An 18803-nucleotide genomic window follows, 5' to 3' on the forward strand; every position below is an offset into this window, starting at 1 on the left:
CTAGCCGTAGAGCGTGTTGGAGGCGACCTGCTCGGCGATCCGCAGCGTTTCCGCGACCGGGTCGGCGGGCGCGAGCGTATCTGTCGGGTCGAGCGTGACCAGCGGCGGCGGGGCATCGGCATAGGTGCCGGTCTGCACGCCTTTCATCCGCGCGATGGCTTCGCACAGGCGCTCGAAGCGCCGCCGGACGATCCGGTTGACCTTGCCGCGCTGGCGATTGACCAGCTCGAAACTGTGCGAAACCATGGTGAAGCTTTGCGTCCCCGCATCGCGCGCATGACGCAGCGCGCGCACCATCTCGCGCACCGAAAGCGCGGTGATCTGGGCATGCCGTACGCCCCCGCCCAACGTGGCGATGCAGCCGATCGGCACCTCGATCACCCCCTGATGACGCAAGGGAACGCGGTGCTCCGCCCCCAGCGAGATCGCGCAATCGCCATCGACGATCCCCGGCGTGTGGCTGGTGTCGTAGCCGATCCCGCAGTGCGCGAGCGCGCTGAGCGTCGTGTCGTTGGCGCCGTAATTGCCCGCGCGGAACGCGACCGGCGGCGGCGCGCCCGCACTCACCAGCGTGTCGCGCGCCCAGTCGATCAGCGTGCATTGCTGCTCGAAGGTGAAGTCCTTGATGTTGCGCCCTGTCGCGCCTCCCAGCGAACGGAGCAGCGGATGGTCGGCGTCTGCCAGTTCGAGCCATTCGGTGTGGAGATGCAATTGCACATCGTGCCCGCGCTCGAGAATCGGTCCGACCATATCCTCGATCGCGGCGACGCCCCACAGCAATGCGGGCATCGGATCGACGAAGCACACCCCGCGGTGGCCGTGGCTGTTGAACATGTCGAGCTTGTAGGCCAGCCCGTATTCGCCCTCCCCGGTCCGCCCCGAGACCGCGCAGGCGAGATTTTCCGCCCGGCAATCCCGCCCCGCCTCGCGCACCATTCCGGACGAATACTCGGTGTCTATCGTAATATAGGCCAGCATCACGGTGAATATCTCTAGCAATATTTGGTTAACAGGGGAATTAGTCGGCCGGGCCGGGCCGGGCGGACAATTGGCGGGCGTAGAACCACCCCAGCGCGATCAGGCTCAGCCCCAGCGCAGCGAACGAGGCGATCCGCAGCAGCCCGCCCAGCTCCGCGGCATCGACCACGAACACCTTCACCACCGCGGCGAGCATCAGCACCAGCGAGCCGACCCGCCAGCTGCGCTGCGCCATCAGGCTGCCCAGCAGCAGGAACCCCAGCGCCAGCACGATCCCCACCAGCGAGCGCAGCAGATCCTCGGTCTCGCCCAGCGGGACGGCGGTGAGCAGCGAACCCGCATAGGCCTGCCGCAGCAGCGCGATGGCGGCCACGGTGGCGAGCGCCATGATGCCGGCGTCGAACCACGGCCGCAGCTTCTCGCCCGACCAGCGGCGCAGGAGCCAGGCTGCCGCGATTCCCGTGCCGAAGCCGATGGTCAGCCAGTTCGCCAGCGGCACCGCGCCAACTGCTTGCGGCGCGAACAGCGGGTTGTGCCACAGCAGCGTGAACACTGAGAAATGCGCCAGCGCGGCGGCGGCGAAACCGATACCCAGCCCCCGGCTCGCGCCCAGCCGCGGGACTCCGGCGGCGGCGATCCAGGCCGCGCCGAGCAGGCCGATCTGCCACACCGTCCGCTCGATCATCCCGAGCTCGCCAAAGCGCGTCAGGGTCTCGATCGCGAACACCTGCTTGTAGAGGCCGTGGACCACGACCAGCAGCAGCGCCGCGCCGAGCCATTCGGCCCGCCAGCTCCAGCCGCGATACGCCATCCGCGGCAGGCGGAGCAGCGCCAGTGCCGCGGCGGCGGGCAACAGACGGGTCAGCGAATCGCGCAGGTCCGGCGCATCGACGGCGAAGAAGGGTTCCCCCACCAGCGCGAGCGCCCCGGCCCCCAGCCATTCGCCCAGCGGGTCCAGCGCCCACAGCAGGGCAATGGCCAGCAGGCTCACCCGCGCCGCCAGCCGCTCGGGTGCGCCCCACGCGAGCGCAATCGCCAGCCCAGCGGCACACCATGCCAACGCGACGGCGGGCACCACCTGCGCCAGCGCGCCATAGGTGACGACCGCTGCCAGCGCCTCGGCCCCGTGCCGCCACGCAGCGCGCCGGTCGAGCAGCGCCAGCGCGACAAGCGGCAGCGCCGCGCTCGCCCAGCGCAGCAATGCGCGCAATGCGGGAGCGCTCTCGCCCCCGCCGCCAAGATGCGCCACTTCAGGGAGAAAATGCGGCGTGCCGATCAGCACCAGCAGCAGCACCCCCGCGCCCGCCCACAGCAAGTTCGCCACAGCGGTCTGATGATCGCTCCGCAGCAGCCACGCGGGCAGCGCCAGCACCGGCAGCGCGAGCAGCGGCGCACTCCACCCCGGGGTCAGCAGCAGCAGCGCGGCAAAGGCCAGCGCCAGCCCCGAACCCAGCAACAGCGCGAAATCGACCGACGCCGCCGCCCGATCCATCCGCGCCGCCGCAGCCAGCGGGAAACCCGCCAGCAGCGCACACGCCAGCGCCAGCCACGGCTCGACCGGATCGGCATCGAACTGGCCGAAGGTGCCATAGGCGACCAGCGCGAGCGCAGGGGCGACCGCGGCGATCTGCCACAGGTCGAACCGCCGCGCCGCACCGCGCAGCGCCAGCACCAGCGGCACCGCGGCAAAGATCAGCGCCAGCCCGGCACCGACTGCAGCGAAGATAATCGGCTCGGGCGCACGCCACATCGCATAGAGCAGCACCCCCACCGTCGCGGCCACGCCATTGGCCTCGCGCAGTTCGGGCCGCCGCCAGCCGAGGCCTGCCAGAGTGGCGCCGAGCAGCAGGTAGAACCCCCAGGCGAGCGGCGCATGGTCGCCCTGCGCGACCAGCACCGCGAGCTGGAGGCTGGCGAGCCCTGCAGAGCCCAGCCGCAACCACCGCCCGAACCGTTGCGCTCCGGCCAGCGCGGGCAGCACCGCGCCCAGCACGATGAAATAGAGCCCCAGCGCCAAGATATCGACGAAATCGGGATCGCCCGCGAGCAGCAGCAGCGCGCCCCAGCCAAGCCCCCCGACCAGCGCGGTCATCCCCATCCACGGGCGCTGCTGGCTGCGCCCCGACAGCGTCAGCCCCGCGGTCACCAGCCCGAGATAGAGCGCCAGCAGCGGCAGGTTCGCTTCCTCGCCGCCGACCAGCGCGGGCGCGGCGAACCCGCCGACCAGCCCCAGCACCGCGCTCGGCAGTCCGAAGCGGAACGACAGCGCGATGGCGCCCGCGGTCACCAGCGCCAGCCCGACGAAGGCCAGCGTCTGGCCCATCAGCCCGTACTGGTTGCCCGCAAGATAGAAGCCGGCATAGAGCGTCGCCAGCCCGGCACCCGCCAGCGCCTGCCGTACTCGCGGGTCCGCGACCCGGTGCTCATAGCGATAGGCAAGTTCGGCGCCCGCCAGCAGCAGCAGCCCGAACAGGAAGGCGAAACCGACCCGCACCGCGGGGGACAGCAGTCCCGCCTCGATCGAATAGCGCACGAGGAAGACACCCGCGACCGCCAGCGCGACCCCGCCGCCCCAGATCGGCAGGCGGCGTCCGAAGATGTCCTCGAAATCGAAGCTTTCGCGCCATGAGCGCGCTGGGGTGGAGGGCTCGCTATCCGCGTGGGTATCGTCGAAATCGGGACCGGCGGGGGTAGCGGTAGCGGGCGGGGGCGTCGGCTCAGTGCGCGCGCTGGCGCCCGGGTCGGAGCGCGCCAGCGCGACGCTGGGAACCGAGACCCATGGATTGCGCGCCGCGGCGGGTGCTGCGGTTGGTGCAGGCTGGTGTTCGGCAAGCGAGTCCGCAACGCTCGACCTGTCGCTTGGCCAGCCGCTCGGTTGTCCGTTCGGGCCTTCGCGTGTCAGCCCGGCCAGCGCGATGTCGATGCGGTCCTGCTGCTCCGCCAGCGCAGCCAGCGCGCGTTCGGCCCGCGTCAGCCGCTGCCAGAGTAAGGCTGCGGCGCCGCACAACGCGATGATGACCAGCCATTCCACGCTTCGCGTCCCCTCTTCACCGCCACGCTAACCGGCTTTGGGGCCCGGGCAAAGCGCCGAAGCCCGGAGCGCGGGTTCAGATCCCGCCGGGGGTGAAATCATAGCCTGCGGTGGCCAGCCCGTCGCACAGCGCATCGACACAGCTCGCCAATTGCTCCGCTTGCGTCGAGCGGACAACGAAATTGGCGCCGACCCTGCCTTCGCGAAAGAAGGGATAGCTGCCGATCTGGCAGGCGGGGTGCGCCTGCTCGATTTGGCGCAATACATCGGCCACCTCGCTCTCGGCGGTCCAGCAGCCGATCGTCTCGGTGATCAGCACCGCGCCGCCCTCGAGCGTTCCGGTGAGCGCATCAAGCATCCCGGCGGTGATATGCGGGACCCCCGCCATCAGGTGGATATTGCCCAGCTTGATCCCGGGCGCGCCCGACATCCGGTTGGGGATGAGCTCGGCGCCCTTGGGCACCCGCGCCATCCGCAGCCGCCCTTCGGTCAGCCCGCCCGGCTTGTCGGAATAGTACCGCTCGAGCAAAGCGCGCGCCTCGGGGTGGATGACCACTTCGACGCCCAGCGCCTCGGCCACCGCATCGACGGTGATGTCGTCATGCGTCGGGCCGATCCCGCCGGTGGTGAAGAGATAGTCGTAGTCCTCGCGCAGCGCGTCGACCGCCGCGACGATCCGCTCGGTCACATCGGGCACCACGCGGACCTCGGAAAGGCGGATGCCCTGCACCTGAAGCCAGCTGGCGACCTGCGCGATGTTCTTGTCGTGGGTTCGCCCCGAGAGGATTTCGTCGCCGATGACGACGAGGCCGGCGGTCCAGATGCGTTCGCTCATGCGCTCTTGCCTAGCTCGCCCGAAGCGCGCTGGCTACTCCGCCGCTTCGAGCCGTTCCTCCTGCTGTGTCGCATTGGCTCCCGCGCGGCGGAAGGCGAGCACGCCATCCTCCACCGGATCGCTCGCCATGCGCTTGCGATCGATCACATATTCCTGATTCAGCCGCCACGGATAGGCCACCGCGTTTTTGGGCATGATCTGCTTGGAGCGCTGGATATAGCCGCTGGAAAAATCGAAGATGTCGTCCTCGACCAGCGCGTGATCGTCCGCCAGCACCGGCATGGCGATATCGGCACCCTTGGCTTTCATCGCGTTGAGCACGCGGCAGATATAGTCGGAATTGAGATCGGCGCGCAGCGTCCAGCTGGCGTTGAGATAGCCGAACACCACCGCCAGATTGGGCAGGTTCGAGAACATCACGCCCTTGTAGTAGAAACGCTCGGCGAAATCGACGCTCTCGCCATCGACCGAAACCGCGATCTTGCCCGCGACCGCGAGCTTGAGCCCGGTCGCGGTGACCACGATATCGGCGGGCAGGAAGCGGTCGTCGGCGAGCCGTACCCCGCCTTTCTCGAAGGCCTTGATATGGCCGGTAACGATATCGGCCTTGCCGCTCTTCATGGCGTTGAACAGATCGTCGTCGGGCACCAGGCACAGCCGTTGGTCCCACGGATTGTAGGGCGGGGTGAAGGTCTTGCGGTCGAACTTGTCGCCCAGCGCCTTCTCGATCTTCTTGTAGAGAAAGTCCTTCACCTTCTCGGGCTTGTCGCGCGCGCGCTTGAAGCCGATGTCCTGCATCTTGATGTTTTTCCAGCGGGTCAGCCGGTAGGCGGTTTCCTCGGGGAGGATCTTGCGCAGGAAATTGGCGATCTTGTCCTTGGCCGGGCGCGAGAACATCCAGGTCGGGGTGCGTTGCAGCATCGTGACCTTGGCGGCCTTGTCGGCCATCGAGGGGGTGATCGTAACCGCGGTCGCACCCGAGCCGATCACCACCACCTGCTTGCCGGCATAGTCGAGATCGTCGGGCCAGAATTGCGGGTGGAGCACCTGGCCCTCGAACTCGCCGAGCTCGAAGCCGGGGTCGTAGGGCTCATCGTAATCGTAATAGCCCGAACCGAGATAGAGGAAATTGGCGGTCAGCCGCTTGTGCTCGCCTTCCCCGGTCTCGATCTGGACCGTCCAGCGCGCGGTGGCGCTGTCGAAATCGGCGGCGACGACCTTGTGGCCCAGCCGGATGTGCTGGCGGATGCCGCGCTCGTCGACGATGCGATGGAGATAGTCGAGGATCGCGGGAGCATCGGCGATCGATTTCTCGTGCTTCCACGGTTCGAAATCGAAGCCCAGCGTGTGCATGTCGGAGTCCGAGCGAATTCCGGGGTAGCGGAACAGGTCCCAGGTGCCGCCCAGATTGTCGCGCCGCTCGAGGATCGCATAGCTGGCATGGGGCGACTTCTTGGTCATGTGCGCGGCCATCCCGATTCCGGAAATCCCTGCGCCCACGATCAGCACGTCGAAATGGCTGGCCTGTTCGGTCATCTTTGCTCTCCTAGTCCCGTCGCGAACGTAACGCACCGCCAGCGCCAGCGCCAGCCCCGTTGCGCAATGCAACCCGTTTGCGCTAGCGGCGGCGCATGAAAGCCTATTTCCTTGCCGCCACCAGCCTGTGCCTCGCCGGTCCCGCCCTCGCGCAGTCGGGAGAGCGGGGAGTTCCCGGACCGGAGGAGCGGCAAGTCGAAGAGAGCGGGGCGGATGAGTCGCGGGCGCAGGAGACCGGAGCCGCACCGACCATCGTCGTGATCGGCGAAGGCCTGCCCGACACCCCTTCTGTCACCGCCTATGCCAGCCGCGAGATTTCGCGCGAGCAGCTCGTTACCGCGCCATCGGGGCGGATCGAGGAGGCGCTTGGCGCGGTCGCGGGGTTCCAGCAGTTCCGGCGCTCGGACAGCCGCTCGTCCAACCCCAGCGCGCAAGGCGTCACGCTGCGCGCGCTCGGCGGCAACGCCACCAGCCGCGCGCTGGTGCTGCTCGACGGGGTGCCGGTCGCCGACCCCTTCTTCGGCTATATTCCCTTCACCGCGCTGGCGCCCGAACGGCTGAAGAGCATCCGGGTGACGCGCGGTGGTGGGGCGGGGCCGTTCGGCGCGGGCGCGCTGGCGGGGACGATCGAGCTCGAGAGCGCCGGGCCCGAGATATTGCCGCCGCTGGGCGCGAGCGTGGCGGTCAACGACCGCGGCGGGACCGAGGCCTCCGCGTTGCTGGCGCAGGAGCTGGGGGCGGGCTTCGTCACCGTCGGCGGGCGCTGGGACCGCGGGCCGGGCTTCTTCACCACGCCCGAGGACCAGCGCGTTCCGGCTTCGGCGCGCGCCGCCTACGAGAGCTGGTCGCTGGCCTTGCGCGGGGTCGCGCCGCTCAGCGACACGCTCGAGCTGCAGGCGGCGGGCCTCGTGTTCGACGACCAGCGCACGCTGCGCTTCGAGGGCGCCGACAGCAGCGCCAGCGGCGCCGATGCGAGCCTGCGCGTGGTCGGCCGCGGTCCCTGGGCGCTCGACGCACTCGCCTATGTCCACACGCGCAATTTTACCAATCTTGTCATCAGTTCCACCCGCTTCACCCGCGTCCTCGATCAGCGCAACACGCCCACTACCGGGATCGGCGGTAAGCTGGAATTGCGCCCTCCCGTCGGCGGCGGCAACATCCTGAGGGTCGGTGCCGACTACCGCCGCGCCGAGGGCGAATTGCAGGAGGATGCCTACAGCGCTTTCAGTGGCGCGCTGACCGAGACCCGGCGCGCCGGCGGCAGTACCAGCGACATCGGCCTGTTCGTCGAGAACGACTGGACCAGCGGCCCGCTGGTGCTGACCGGCGGGCTCAGGCTCGACCGCACGCAGATCGGCGATGGCTTCTACATCGCGCGCAACGCTGCGCGGTCTTTGGTCACCGAGGAGCTGACCCCGGCGCGCTCCGACTGGACGCTGTCCTGGCGTGCCGGCGCGACCTACGAGCTTGACGAACAGCTGCGGCTGCGCGCCGCAGCCTACCGCGGGCTGCGCCTGCCAACGCTCAACGAATTGCTGCGCCCCTTTGTGGTCTTCCCCGTGGTGACACAGGCCAATGCGGCGCTGGAGAACGAGCGGCTGGTGGGGTTCGAACTCGGGTTCGACTGGTCCCCGGTAGCAGGTGTCGAACTCGCGCTGACCGGCTTCGACAATCGGGTGAAGGACGCCATCGCCAATGTCACCCTCAGTCCCAATCTGCGCCAGCGGCAGAACCTGCCTTCGATCGATGCGCGCGGGATCGAGGCGGGCCTGCGGGTCGAGAGCGGCGGCTTACGCTTCGATGGCACTCTGGCCTATACCGATGCGCAGGTGGTGGGCGACGGTCCCACGCTTGCGCTCGACGGCAATCGCCCCTCGCAGACGCCGCGCTGGGCCGCCGCAGCGACGCTGACTTACGAACCGGCAGCGGACTGGCTGATCTCGACCACTTTGCGCCATGTCGGTGCGCAGTTCGAAAGCGATGTCGAAACCGACCGCCTGCCGCCAGCGACCACGCTCGGCGCCTATCTGCAGGCACCGCTGGCGGGCGGATTCGCACTGGTGCTGCGCGGGGAGAATCTGCTCGACGAGCGGATCGTCACGCGCAATTCGGGCGGGGATATCGATCTGGGGACGCCGCGTACTGTGTGGGCGGGCCTGCGTTACGGGTTCTGAGCAGGATTACTCCGCCTGGTCGGGTTCATCCATGGTGCGGATGATATGCTCGAGCACGCTTGGGTAGAGTGGGTTTTCGAACTCGATGCCGATCACGCTCTTCTCGCGCCACCGCACTTTCGCCGAGATCGGTCCGATTGAGCCCACCCGGAAGGTAATGCTGCTGTCGACCGGCAGGACCGAGAATTTGTCGAAAAAGCGACAGCCGGTCTCGGAGATATCCTTGATCCAGATGTCGCGGGCGGTCCCCACACGCGAGCGGTAGCGTCCGGCCACCTGCACGACATGGCGTGGTTCGCGGCGTTGGTTCGCCGCCTCGTGTGTCTGGCTATCGTCGGCTTTGTTCAACATTCTTAGTGCGATGCGCGCATCGTCCAATCGGTTTGCGACCCTGATCGAGCGATCAGCGTAAACCCGATAGCCTTAAGGTGAGGTTAGCGTGCGCCCGGAACCGGCCGAACCCCGCAACCGGACGAGCCGAGAACTGGACGAGTCTTGCCACCGCCGCGCTACGCTGGCGGCGGTGGCAAGGTCGCGCATCCTAGAAGCTCAGAAGCTCAGAAGCTCAGAAGCTCAGAAGCTCAGAAGCTCAGAAGCTCAGAAGCTCAGACGAGCGGACAGCTTGATGTTGCGCCCGGCCAGCGGCACGAAGTCCTTGGTGAAGCTGGCATGGCGGCGGGCATCGACATCGAACAGATTGTCGCCCGAGAGGATCAGCATCGTCTCGTTGCGCGCGCCGAACGGCTTCCACGAAACCGAGGCGTTGACCATGGTATAACCATCGGTCGGCATTTCGAACGACGCGGTCCGATCCTGATCGGCGACCCATTCGGCCTCGACCCGGGCGCCGAAAGCGTCCTGGCTGGCCTCGACACCTCCCAGCACCCGCAGTGCGGGGATCCGCGGCGCGGGGCCGTCGTCGTCGATCTCGGCCCTGGTGTAGTCGGCGACACCGTCGATCGTCACCGTCAGCCCGTCGCGATCGATCAGATCGTAGGCGGCCTGCGCTTCGAAGCCGTAATAATCGGCATCGGATTGCAGGAACTGGAACAGCGGCAGCCCGTCGGCTTCGAGCCCGGTATCGGTCTCGTAGATGAAATTGTCGAAGCGGCTGAAATAGGCGGCCAGCTGGAAGCGTGCGGCTCCCGTCTCGCCGCGCAGATAGGCCTCGACCCCGAGGCTGCTCTCCTTCTCCAGCGTGGGATCGCCGATTTCAAAGGCCTGGGTCGCGATATGCGGGCCGTTCGAAAACAGTTCCTCCGCCGAGGGGGCACGTTCCACCCGACTGAGATTGAGACCCAGCTTCACCTCGGGTGCGATGGCGTAATTCACGCCGCCAGCGATGGAAAAGGCGTTGAAGTTGCGGTCCACGGCGGTGATCACCGCGTCCTCCTCCAGCCCGATTGCAACGCTGTCCGAGCGAACGTCGGTCTTCTCGTAGCGCCCGGACAATTCGAGACCGATCGGGCCGAATTCGAATTCCTGGAGCGTGAAGATGCCGTATTGGTCGGTATCGTTGGGCGGCACGAAGGCTTCCGCGCCTACCGCTGCGAATTCACGCGTCGACGCCTGGAAACCGGTCACGCCGCGCCAACCGTTGCGGTCGTTCTGGACCAGCTCGAGCCGGGTCTCGAACCCTTGCGTCGTGAACACCGTACCGACTTCATCGCCTTCGAACTCGGTGTGCTCGTAATCGGAGAATCCGGCCCGGAACTTGATCTTCTCCAGGAAGCCCTCGCCGGTGAACACCTCGCCGCGCAAATCGGCGCGATATTGCTTGAGATCGATCGTGACGGGGCTTTCGCCGTGCTCCTCGTGGCCCTCCTCGTCATCGTGATCGTCGTCATGTTCCTCTTCGCCCTCTTCGCCATGCGCGTGTTCGGCCCCCGGCCTCGCGGGAACGCCGTAGCGGCTGTCGAAATAGCTAACCGATGCGCCAAGGCTGCCGCCCTCGTTGATCAGCGCGAAGCCGGCGCCCAGCGTGTAGGTCTCGGTCGCGCTGTTGGGCAGCACGCCGCGCCGATCGGCGAATTCCTGCGCCTCCTCGGCCTCTTCGAGATGACCTTCCTCGAACTCTTCCTCGGCGACCGCGAGTTGCTCGGCGCGAAGCCTCGGCGAGAGGACATAGCCGCCGACCTCGACATCCTCGGTCTTGCGGTAGCTGCCGTCGACATGGAACACGAACTGATCGCCCAGCGCGATATCGGCGGCGGCGCTGCCGCTGTAGCCTTCATAAGCCGAGGAATAGGAACCGATCGCATCGGCGTGATAGCCGTTTTCGGGCACCGCACGGGGAATCCGCCGGTCCAGCGCGTTGACTGCGCCACCGATCGCCTGGCTGCCGAACAGCAGCGCGGCTGGGCCGCGGAAAATCTCGATCCGCTCAGTAACCAGCGGATCGATGGTGACCGCGTGATCGACCGAGGTGTTGGATACGTCGAGCGTTCCGATCCCGTCGGTCAGGACCCGGACGCGCTCGCCCTGCAGCCCGCGCAGCACCGGGCGCGAGGCGCCGGGGCTGAAGGAGGTCGCCGAGACGCCCGGCTGATTGACGAGGATGTCGCCGATCTGCGGCTCGATCTGGCGCAGCAGATCGTCGCCGGTGACCACCGAAGTGCCGGCCAGAATGTCGAGCTCGTCGATGAAATCGGCGGTGACGATGATGACGCGATCGTCATCGCCATGGACCGGGTCGCGGTTCGTCTCGGGGGCGGATTGGGCCAGTGCCGGGCAGGCAAGGAAAGTGGTCGCCAGCAGCGCAAACTTCTTCAAGGGGGATTCTCCGGGGTATAATGTTACAACATCCCATTCTGGGTAGGCGGCCTCTCTGCATCGCGCAAGGGTTCAATTCCTGAAGGGTGAAAGGAAAGCGCCGTTTTGCGCACTTAGTGTTGATCTCGCCGCTATCCCCCGACATGAAGGATTGTCGAGAACGACGCGCGGGACAGCGCGTCGTGGGGTCGACGATGGTCTTTAGCTGTTCAGGGGGAATTTTCATGGGTCGCATCTCACGCAAATCGGCTGCCGCAGCTTCTGGCTTCGCGCTGGCTATCGCTTTGTCGTTTGCAGGCGTGCCAGCCGCGCTCGCTCAGACCGCCGAGGCGGCGGTGTCCGCACCCGAGGCGAGTGCCGGTGCTGGCGTTCCCGAATGGGGGATCGTCAGCCCCGACTTCGCGCCCGACCCTGACGTGGTATTCGGTGTCCTTCCCAACGGGATGCGCTACGCCATCCAGCGCAACGGCAACCCGGCTGGAGAGGCGGCGATCCGTTTCAATGTCGAAGTTGGCAGCCGCGAGGAGACCGATGTCGAAAACGGTGCCGCGCACTTTGTCGAACATATGGCGTTCAATGGCACCACCAATATTCCCGAAGGCGACTTGCTGCCCATGCTCGAGCGCCTCGGCCTCGCTTTCGGCGCCGATACCAATGCCGAGACCTCGCTCGACTACACGACCTACAAGCTGGCGCTGCCCGACACCGAGGCTGCCACGGTCGATACCGCGCTCACGGTCATTCGCGAAATGGCCGGCGAGTTGACGATCGCTCCCGAAGCGGTCGAACGCGAGCGCGGCATCCTGCTGAGCGAAGCGCAGGTCCGCAACGAACCGCAACGCCGCCGCATCGCCGACTATATGGCCGCCGCGTTGCCCGGCTCCCGGCTCGGTGAGCGGATCAATGCCGATGTCGAGCGGATCCGCGAAATCTCGGCAGACGATCTGCGCGCTTTCTACGATGCCTATTACCGGCCCGAGCGCTCCACGCTGGCGATCGTAGGCGATTTCGACGTCGCGGAAATGCAGCAGAAGATCGAAACGGTCTTTTCCGACTGGGAGGGCGATGGCGAAGGGCGCGATCTCTACGCCAGCCCAATCACCGCTTCGGAAACTCCGGCGATCTCGAACTTCGTCGATCCCTCGATTGCCGAGATCATCGAACTCCAGCGTATCGGCCCCTGGTCACCGGCCGAGAACACGATCGAGGCGCAGCGCCGCGAATTGCTGCGCGCGATCGCCGGGGTGGCGCTGTCGAACCGGATCGCGGCGCTCTCGCGCGATCCCGCTTCGCCCATGCTCGGCGCACAGGTCGCGGAACAGCCGCTGTTTAGAAGCGCCCGCTCCTATGGCCTGCTGATCGTCGCCAAGGACGGCCAATGGCGCGACACGCTGGTGCTGGCGGAGCAGGAACTGCGCCGCGCCGAGCAATACGGTTTCTCCGCTGCCGAGATCGCCGAAGCCAAGGCCAACATCGCCACTGCGCTTCAGAATGCCGTGGCACAGGCCACGGGTCGGCCCAGCGCCGGACTGGCCGATGCGCTGGTCAACGCCAGCCTCAACGATGCGGTGGCGACCGCTCCCGCTGACGACCTGGCGATGTACCGCGCCATCGAGCCCGGCATTACCGCCGAAACTGTAAGTGTGGCGTTCCAGACCGCCTGGCAGGGCGGACCGAGCGTGGTTCACGTCTCGACCAAGCAGCCGGTCGAGGGCGGACAGGCCGCGATTGCGGCAAGTCTGGCCGAGAGCGCGGCCGTCGAAGTCGCGGCGCCGGTGGAGGCCGCAGCGGTCGATTTCGCTTATGACGAATGGGGAACACCGGGCGAAGTGGTCTTCGACGAAACGATCGAGGATCTCGGCATCCGCACCGTGCGCTTCGCCAATGGTCTTCAGCTCAACATGAAGACGACCGATTTCGAACCGGGCAAGCTTGCCTTCTCGATGCGGGTCGGCGAGGGAACCAGCGTCTTTCCCGCCAGCGTCGCCGGGCTGCAGGCCATGCTCCCGATCGCGCTGAGCGTGGATGGGCTCGAAGCCCATGATCCCGACGAGCTTCGCCGCGTTCTGGCGGGCAAGGAAGTCAGTCTCGGGCTCGATGGTGGTGGCTCGGGGCTGGTGTCGGCGGGAACGACGACCGCGAACGACCTGGCGCTGCAGTTGAACCTTCTGACCGCGCGGCTGACGGCAACCGCATGGCGGCCCGCGACGCAGGCACAATGGGCCGGGATCGCGCCGATCCTCGCACAGAACATTCGCTCGGCTCCGGTACAGGTCTTCGTCAATGCGGTGAACGCGACGCTCGCCGGGAATGATACGCGGCTGGGCTTCACCGACGCGCGGGAGCTGGCCGAGATTTCGCTCGACGACTTGCGCGCAGTGGTCGAGCCGCAGCTGACTGGCGGAGCGATCGCTTTGGGGCTCGTCGGCGATTTCGATCCCGAGGCGGCCATCGCCGCTGTCGCAGCTACAATTGGCAGCTTGCCCGAGCGCGGCATCCGCACCGAATCCGCGCAGACCTCCGCGCCGGTGCGATTCGTCGCGGATCGCTCCAGCCGCACGCTGCCCCACTCCGGTGAGCCCGATCAGGGTGCTGTGGCGCTGAGCTGGTCAACCGACGACAGTTCGGACATCAAGGACGACATCACTCGCGACGTACTCGCCGCGGCGATGGGATTGCGCATGACCGAAACCCTGCGCGAGGAACTGGGCGCGACCTATTCGCCGCAGGCCTTCAGCATGTCGCAATCTACCTATCCAGGATTTGGCCACCTGACAGCCTTTGCCACGGCAACCCCCGAGACGATGGACGATGTCACCCGGGTCATGCGTGAGATCGCAACGGAGATGGCGACCAATCCAGTCGATGCCGATCTGCTCGAGCGCGCGCGGTCACCGATCCAGGCGGGCTATCAGCGGGCGGAAACGCAGAATTCGGCGTGGCTCGACCTGGTCGCAATGGCCCAGAGCAAAACCGACCTGCTCGACCGCCGCCGCACCCGTCTGGACATTTTGAACGCAATAAGTATCGCGGATATTCGGGATCTGGCACGCAAATATCTTGCCGGCGCAGAGCCCGTCGAGATTCGTGTGGTTCCGGAAACCGAGGGGGCAGACTAGTCCTGCGCTCGCAGGCTGGATCGAGAGGGCGGATGCCGAAGATCGACCACACTCCGGGCGATGATGCCCTCGCCTTCCTCGTCGACCAGCATCTGGCGCCGACGCCGGAGAACTATACGCTTGCGTATATTGCATTGACCGACCCCGGATCGCCAATCGGTCAGATGGTGAAGGCGTTCAATTCCGATGGTTTCCGCCTCCGTCAGACCCACGCCGACGAGATCGTCCGACTTCACCTCGCAGGCTCCGCGCAGGCATCTGCGAGCCCGGATCATGCCCAGCAGGATGCTCTGCGGCACCAGGCGATCAAGCTGGGTGAGGCCGCATCGTCGGCCGCCGCTGCAACCGGCGCTTTCGCGCGGGAATTGAGCGAAGAAGCGGGAACCATCGGTGGCGAGGAAGCGCGCACCGTCAAGATCGTCGCGCGGATGATCGAACGCTCGAAATCCACCGAGATCGACCTCAATGCCACGGCGAGCGAAGTCGCCGCCTTGCGGCAGGAATTGGAAGCCGCGCGCGACGATGCGCAGCGCGATCAATTAACCGGTCTGGGGAACCGCCGTGCCATCGATCGCCATCTGCAGCGGCTTGCGAAGAAGGGGAGCGCGCGCGTTTTGGGACTGTGCGACGTCGATTTCTTCAAAAGGGTCAATGATCGCTACGGACACGGGGTGGGCGACCGGGTGCTCAAACAGGTCGCCTCGTCGCTGGCAAACGCGTGCGCGCCGCATTTCGTCGGTCGCTGGGGGGGCGAGGAGTTCCTGGTCGTGATGGAAGGCGGCGATAAAGCAGCCGGTGTTGCAATGCTCGACCAGGCCCGCGCCGATCTGGCCAAACGCGAGTTCAAGCTGCGCGAAAACGATCAGCCGATGGGTCAGATCACCTTTTCGGGTGGCGTCGCCGTGGCGACCGGTGAGCATGCCGACAGCGTTGCCGCGATCCACCGCGCCGACGCCGCTCTCTACCGCGCCAAGGCGGAGGGGCGAAACCGCATCTGCTCGGATTGATCCGGGCCGATCTGTCAGGCCGGATCCGCTCTTCCGCGACCGGGGGGCGGGCCTCGTCGTCCCGCGGTCTCGATACCCTGAAAGCCGGCGTGCCTATTCGCGCGCGCCCTTGGTCGGCTGCACCATCTCGACCCGACCGGCGCGGCGCAAGCCGAGCCAGAGCAACGCCAGGGCCGCGAGCGCAAGCGCGATGAGCGAACCCAATGCGATCGACCCGCCGAATGCGCGCGGCTGGTATTCGGGAAGTCGCTCGAAGTCGGCTGCGGTGAAGGGCTGCTCCTCGCACACATAGGGATAATAGAAATAGCGGATGCGGCGGTGAAGCCGCGGATGCGGCGGTGAAGCGCGGCGATGCTGTCCTGGTAGGCCAGCTGGGCGGCAAGATCGGTGTCAGCGAGACGATGCAGCAGGACCTGGGTTGCGACGGTCGGTAGCAGCCAGCCTGCCCTTTCAGTCCAGCGTTCGCGCGCTGCCAGGCTGCCGCGATACTCGGCCACTTGCGGCGCGACCGACTCGTCCCCCACCTGATGGAAAGCATAGTACCACTTCCAGTGGAACCGGCCCGTCACGGGCGGGGTGTCGCTCCATTCGGGATGGTTGACGAAGAACGCGTCGAAGGTTTCTTCCTTGGGCCGGTCCCAGGCCCCGTGAATGACCTCGCGCTGTGCCAGGGTGAGATCGGTTCCGCGGGCAACCGGGATCGCGCTGTTGATCGCGCTGGTGGCGAGCGTGGGCAGGATCAGCGTCAGCACGACCCAGCAACCCAGTAGGCTGGCGGCGCCAGCACCCGAGCTGCGCACGAATGCCGCCACGAGCAGCCCAAGCCCCGACCAGAAAGCGAGGTAGAGTGCCGCGACGATCATGCTGCCCAACCCAGCCAGCAACGGCGCCTGCATCAGCATCAGGCCGACCGCCAGCGGCAAGGCAAGCGCTGCAAACACGAGCAGATAGCGGGCCAGCAGCCTGCGCAGCCACAACCCTCGCGAACCGGGAAAAGACAACAGCAGCCTCAGCCGCCCCGCCTCGCGCTCTCCGGAAACGAGGTCGTGCATCAGCACGATGACGGCGAGCGGTGCCAGATAGATGAGCACGAAAGACCAGTCGAACGGCCCCGGCTGCGCGAGCTCGGCATTGATGTTCTCCGATTCATAGAGCTGCTGCTGCAGCCCGAGCGCGCGAACCCGCAGGGCAAAGGGCTGGATGTCGCGTTGGCCGACCGCTGCGAAGGCGAGTGCCGAGGGCGGATCCCAAGTCAGATAGAAGGTGTAATACGCGCCATAGCCTGCATCGCCATCGGGCTGGCCATAGACCTCGGCCACCGAGGCCAGGGCGGCTGCACTGGCCGCCTGCACCCGTTCGATCGCCGCATCCTGGCGTTGCGATACCGAGATGCCCGACCACACCGCGAGCGCGATCAGCGTCGACTTTCCCGAACCCGAAGGGCCGATCAGGACGCGATGTTCCCCGGCGGCCATAGACAGGTTGAAGCCGCGCAGGACGAGAGTCTCACCGTAACCATGTTGAATGTCTGAGAGGCTCAGGACCGGGACGGCGTAACCGAGCTGAGGCCTGTCGATCAGAGGCTGCAACCAAACCTCCGCCGCCAATTGATGATAAGCGCGCTGGCGAGCAGCGTTGCGCCGATGCTGGTGACGATGGTCTCCGCCGACTGCTCCTCGACCAGAAGGCCGGCGCTCATTCCCGAGAGACCGGCCATACCCAGCCAGAACGATTGCCAGGCCTGACCCGACTGGCGCGCGGCTCGCCACAGAACCAGCGAGCTGAGCGGCAGCGCGACCACCAGAAGCCACAAATGGATCGCCTCGGGCAGGCCGAGCCAGCGCGACCAGGCAGGAAGAATCGCGAGCAGCGCGGGCAGGGCCAGGCAATGGATCAGGCACGCCGTCGAGACGGAGACCGCCACTCCATCGAGCCAGTTCGAGACCTTTCGGCGCGCTATGATCACGCCAGAGCACTCTCGGGGGCGGAAGATGGTGTGTCGATGACCAGAACAAGACGTCTGACCCCAAGGTCGCCTGCCGGGGGCGACCGATGCAGGCAGGCAGAGTGCCCTTCGCGAAAGAGCCGACCCTTGAACAGGCCAATCCATCCGGTCGCCATCGACCAGAGATTTGCCTCCGCCTTCTCCGCGCCCATCGGGAGCACTTGCGTGCCGGGTCCAGAGTACGTCGTTATCAAGCGAAGATCGGTGTAATCCGAATGGATTTTCCGACAGGAATTGGTGACCACAAGCGCAAGCCGGATCCGCACCCCACCCGCCTTCATCAGATCGTCGAAGCGCGTGGCCAGATCCAGAATGTCGGTAGCCAGAGGCGGTGGAAGGATTCCCAGTGCTGCGACCGCTTCGGCGGGCGTCCCGGCCCCGATCCATTCAAAAGGATCCCGATCGAACAGACGGTCGGTTGCCCTTGCGAGGTGGGCGACATCGCGAATCTCGAGCGCGAGCGCTCTTTCGGGGCTGTCGAGACCGTCCCACCGAGATCCGATCGCGCCGGGACCCGGAGCGGATACGCCAGTGGACGGTGGTTGCGCGATTCCGCCGGCGGTTGGCGCGCCAGCGAAGGTGACTGGTCCGGAATCGGCGCCACCCTTTGCTGATCTGGAAATTTCTGAATGCATGCAGGTCTGGCTCAATGACTGTGGACTGGTTGCTGTGTCGCAATGGGCTAGACCGTCCCACCGGGGAGGTAATGACGGCGGCGCAGAGGTCTCAAAGGGTTCGGACAAAGAACAGGCTTCCAGAAGCCTGCTGCAAGACTTCGTCGGCTGCCATTCGCCGACGGCGCAGCAAATGGGTCCGCACGCCGGCGCCGGAATCAAGTGGAAATGGCAGAACAGTAAGGTCCGCGCGAAGCTACGGGTTCCATCGTATCGGCTGGAACGAATTAGTGGCGGAGACGGAGGGATTCGATCAAATCTTCTGAACCACTGTTATATGATGCCACTAAATGTCACCCGCACCAATTTCATGCCCGTTTCTACCCCACAATCTAGGCTCGAGATTTTGTCCGGAGTTTTCACTGTATCGTTTGGGAATCCAGGGGCCATATTTCGATACCCTCCTCGCTCAACGAGCTGGGCGGTTAGGAGACTGTCTCCTATCACTTGCAATGCAGCCGTATCCGGAAGCTCGGCTATCGACCCAAAAGCTGTTGCTCAACTACCCCAAAACGCTCGTATTGTGGCAAGAACAACCCAAGCAGCGAAGCGACGGCTGCACCGACCTCCGTCAACGCCGTGACCACCGCTCGGTCAAAGCGTTACGCAACTACGCTGCGAAGCTCGAGGGTCAATACGCCGAGCGGTTCGATACCGCGGCCTGAGCTTCTA

At 66.2% G+C, this 18803-nt stretch carries 13 protein-coding genes; 4 read left to right on the forward strand and 9 right to left on the reverse strand.

Annotation, left to right across the window (positions count from 1 at the left end):
* From A9995_RS06725 to A9995_RS06740, 4 genes are all read right to left on the reverse strand, one after another.
* Positions 1-978, reverse strand: coding sequence for a hypothetical protein (locus A9995_RS06725; protein WP_067610649.1), 978 nt, complete (start codon positions 976-978; stop codon positions 1-3).
* Positions 979-1018: 40 nt separating this feature from the next.
* Entirely contained in the window at positions 1019-4009 is a 2991-nt protein-coding gene (locus tag A9995_RS06730) for a DUF2339 domain-containing protein (protein ID WP_067610651.1), read from the reverse strand.
* A gap of 76 nt (positions 4010-4085) precedes the next feature.
* Complete coding sequence (locus A9995_RS06735; RefSeq protein ID WP_067610653.1) at positions 4086-4844, reverse strand: molybdopterin-binding protein; 759 nt, start codon at positions 4842-4844, stop codon at positions 4086-4088.
* Positions 4845-4877: 33 nt separating this feature from the next.
* Positions 4878-6380, reverse strand: coding sequence for an NAD(P)/FAD-dependent oxidoreductase (locus A9995_RS06740; RefSeq protein ID WP_067610655.1), 1503 nt, complete (start codon positions 6378-6380; stop codon positions 4878-4880).
* Positions 6381-6475: 95 nt separating this feature from the next.
* On the opposite strand from A9995_RS06740, the gene A9995_RS06745 reads away from it, so the two are divergent.
* The gene (locus A9995_RS06745) at positions 6476-8554 is read left to right on the forward strand and encodes a TonB-dependent receptor (protein ID WP_082992534.1); all 2079 of its coding nucleotides are present in this window, start codon (positions 6476-6478) and stop codon (positions 8552-8554) included.
* Positions 8555-8560: 6 nt separating this feature from the next.
* Here A9995_RS06745 and A9995_RS06750 read toward each other — a convergent pair whose 3' ends face one another.
* Both A9995_RS06750 and A9995_RS06755 read right to left on the reverse strand, forming a co-directional pair.
* The gene (locus A9995_RS06750; RefSeq protein ID WP_145916840.1) at positions 8561-8932 is read right to left on the reverse strand and encodes a PilZ domain-containing protein; all 372 of its coding nucleotides are present in this window, start codon (positions 8930-8932) and stop codon (positions 8561-8563) included.
* Between the two features lie 219 nt (positions 8933-9151).
* Positions 9152-11326, reverse strand: a complete 2175-nt coding sequence (locus A9995_RS06755; protein ID WP_067610659.1) for a TonB-dependent receptor — start codon at positions 11324-11326, stop codon at positions 9152-9154.
* A gap of 224 nt (positions 11327-11550) precedes the next feature.
* On the opposite strand from A9995_RS06755, the gene A9995_RS06760 reads away from it, so the two are divergent.
* Positions 11551-14445, forward strand: coding sequence for a pitrilysin family protein (locus A9995_RS06760; RefSeq protein ID WP_067610661.1), 2895 nt, complete (start codon positions 11551-11553; stop codon positions 14443-14445).
* A 32-nt stretch (positions 14446-14477) separates the two neighbouring features.
* The gene (locus A9995_RS06765) at positions 14478-15452 is read left to right on the forward strand and encodes a GGDEF domain-containing protein (RefSeq protein ID WP_067610663.1); all 975 of its coding nucleotides are present in this window, start codon (positions 14478-14480) and stop codon (positions 15450-15452) included.
* A gap of 14 nt (positions 15453-15466) precedes the next feature.
* Here the strand turns inward: A9995_RS06765 and A9995_RS06770 are convergent, their stop codons facing one another.
* From A9995_RS06770 to A9995_RS06780, 3 genes are all read right to left on the reverse strand, one after another.
* Positions 15467-16927: a DUF3526 domain-containing protein gene (locus A9995_RS06770; protein WP_067610665.1), complete on the reverse strand. Its 1461-nt coding sequence runs from the start codon at positions 16925-16927 to the stop codon at positions 15467-15469.
* A 101-nt stretch (positions 16928-17028) separates the two neighbouring features.
* Entirely contained in the window at positions 17029-17418 is a 390-nt protein-coding gene (locus A9995_RS06775) for a MerC domain-containing protein (RefSeq protein WP_168157345.1), read from the reverse strand.
* The gene (locus A9995_RS06780; RefSeq protein WP_145916841.1) at positions 17415-18107 is read right to left on the reverse strand and encodes a DUF1826 domain-containing protein; all 693 of its coding nucleotides are present in this window, start codon (positions 18105-18107) and stop codon (positions 17415-17417) included. The genes A9995_RS06775 and A9995_RS06780 overlap by 4 nt, the downstream gene beginning before the upstream one ends.
* Before the next feature lie 476 nt (positions 18108-18583).
* Between A9995_RS06780 and A9995_RS17005 the strand changes: the two genes are divergently transcribed.
* Positions 18584-18796 (forward strand): hypothetical protein, encoded by a 213-nt coding sequence (locus A9995_RS17005; protein WP_067610669.1) that lies wholly within the window; start codon positions 18584-18586, stop codon positions 18794-18796.
* Positions 18797-18803: the final 7 nt, after the last annotated feature.

Source organism: Erythrobacter sp. QSSC1-22B (assembly GCF_001678665.1).
Taxonomy (GTDB): domain Bacteria; phylum Pseudomonadota; class Alphaproteobacteria; order Sphingomonadales; family Sphingomonadaceae; genus Qipengyuania.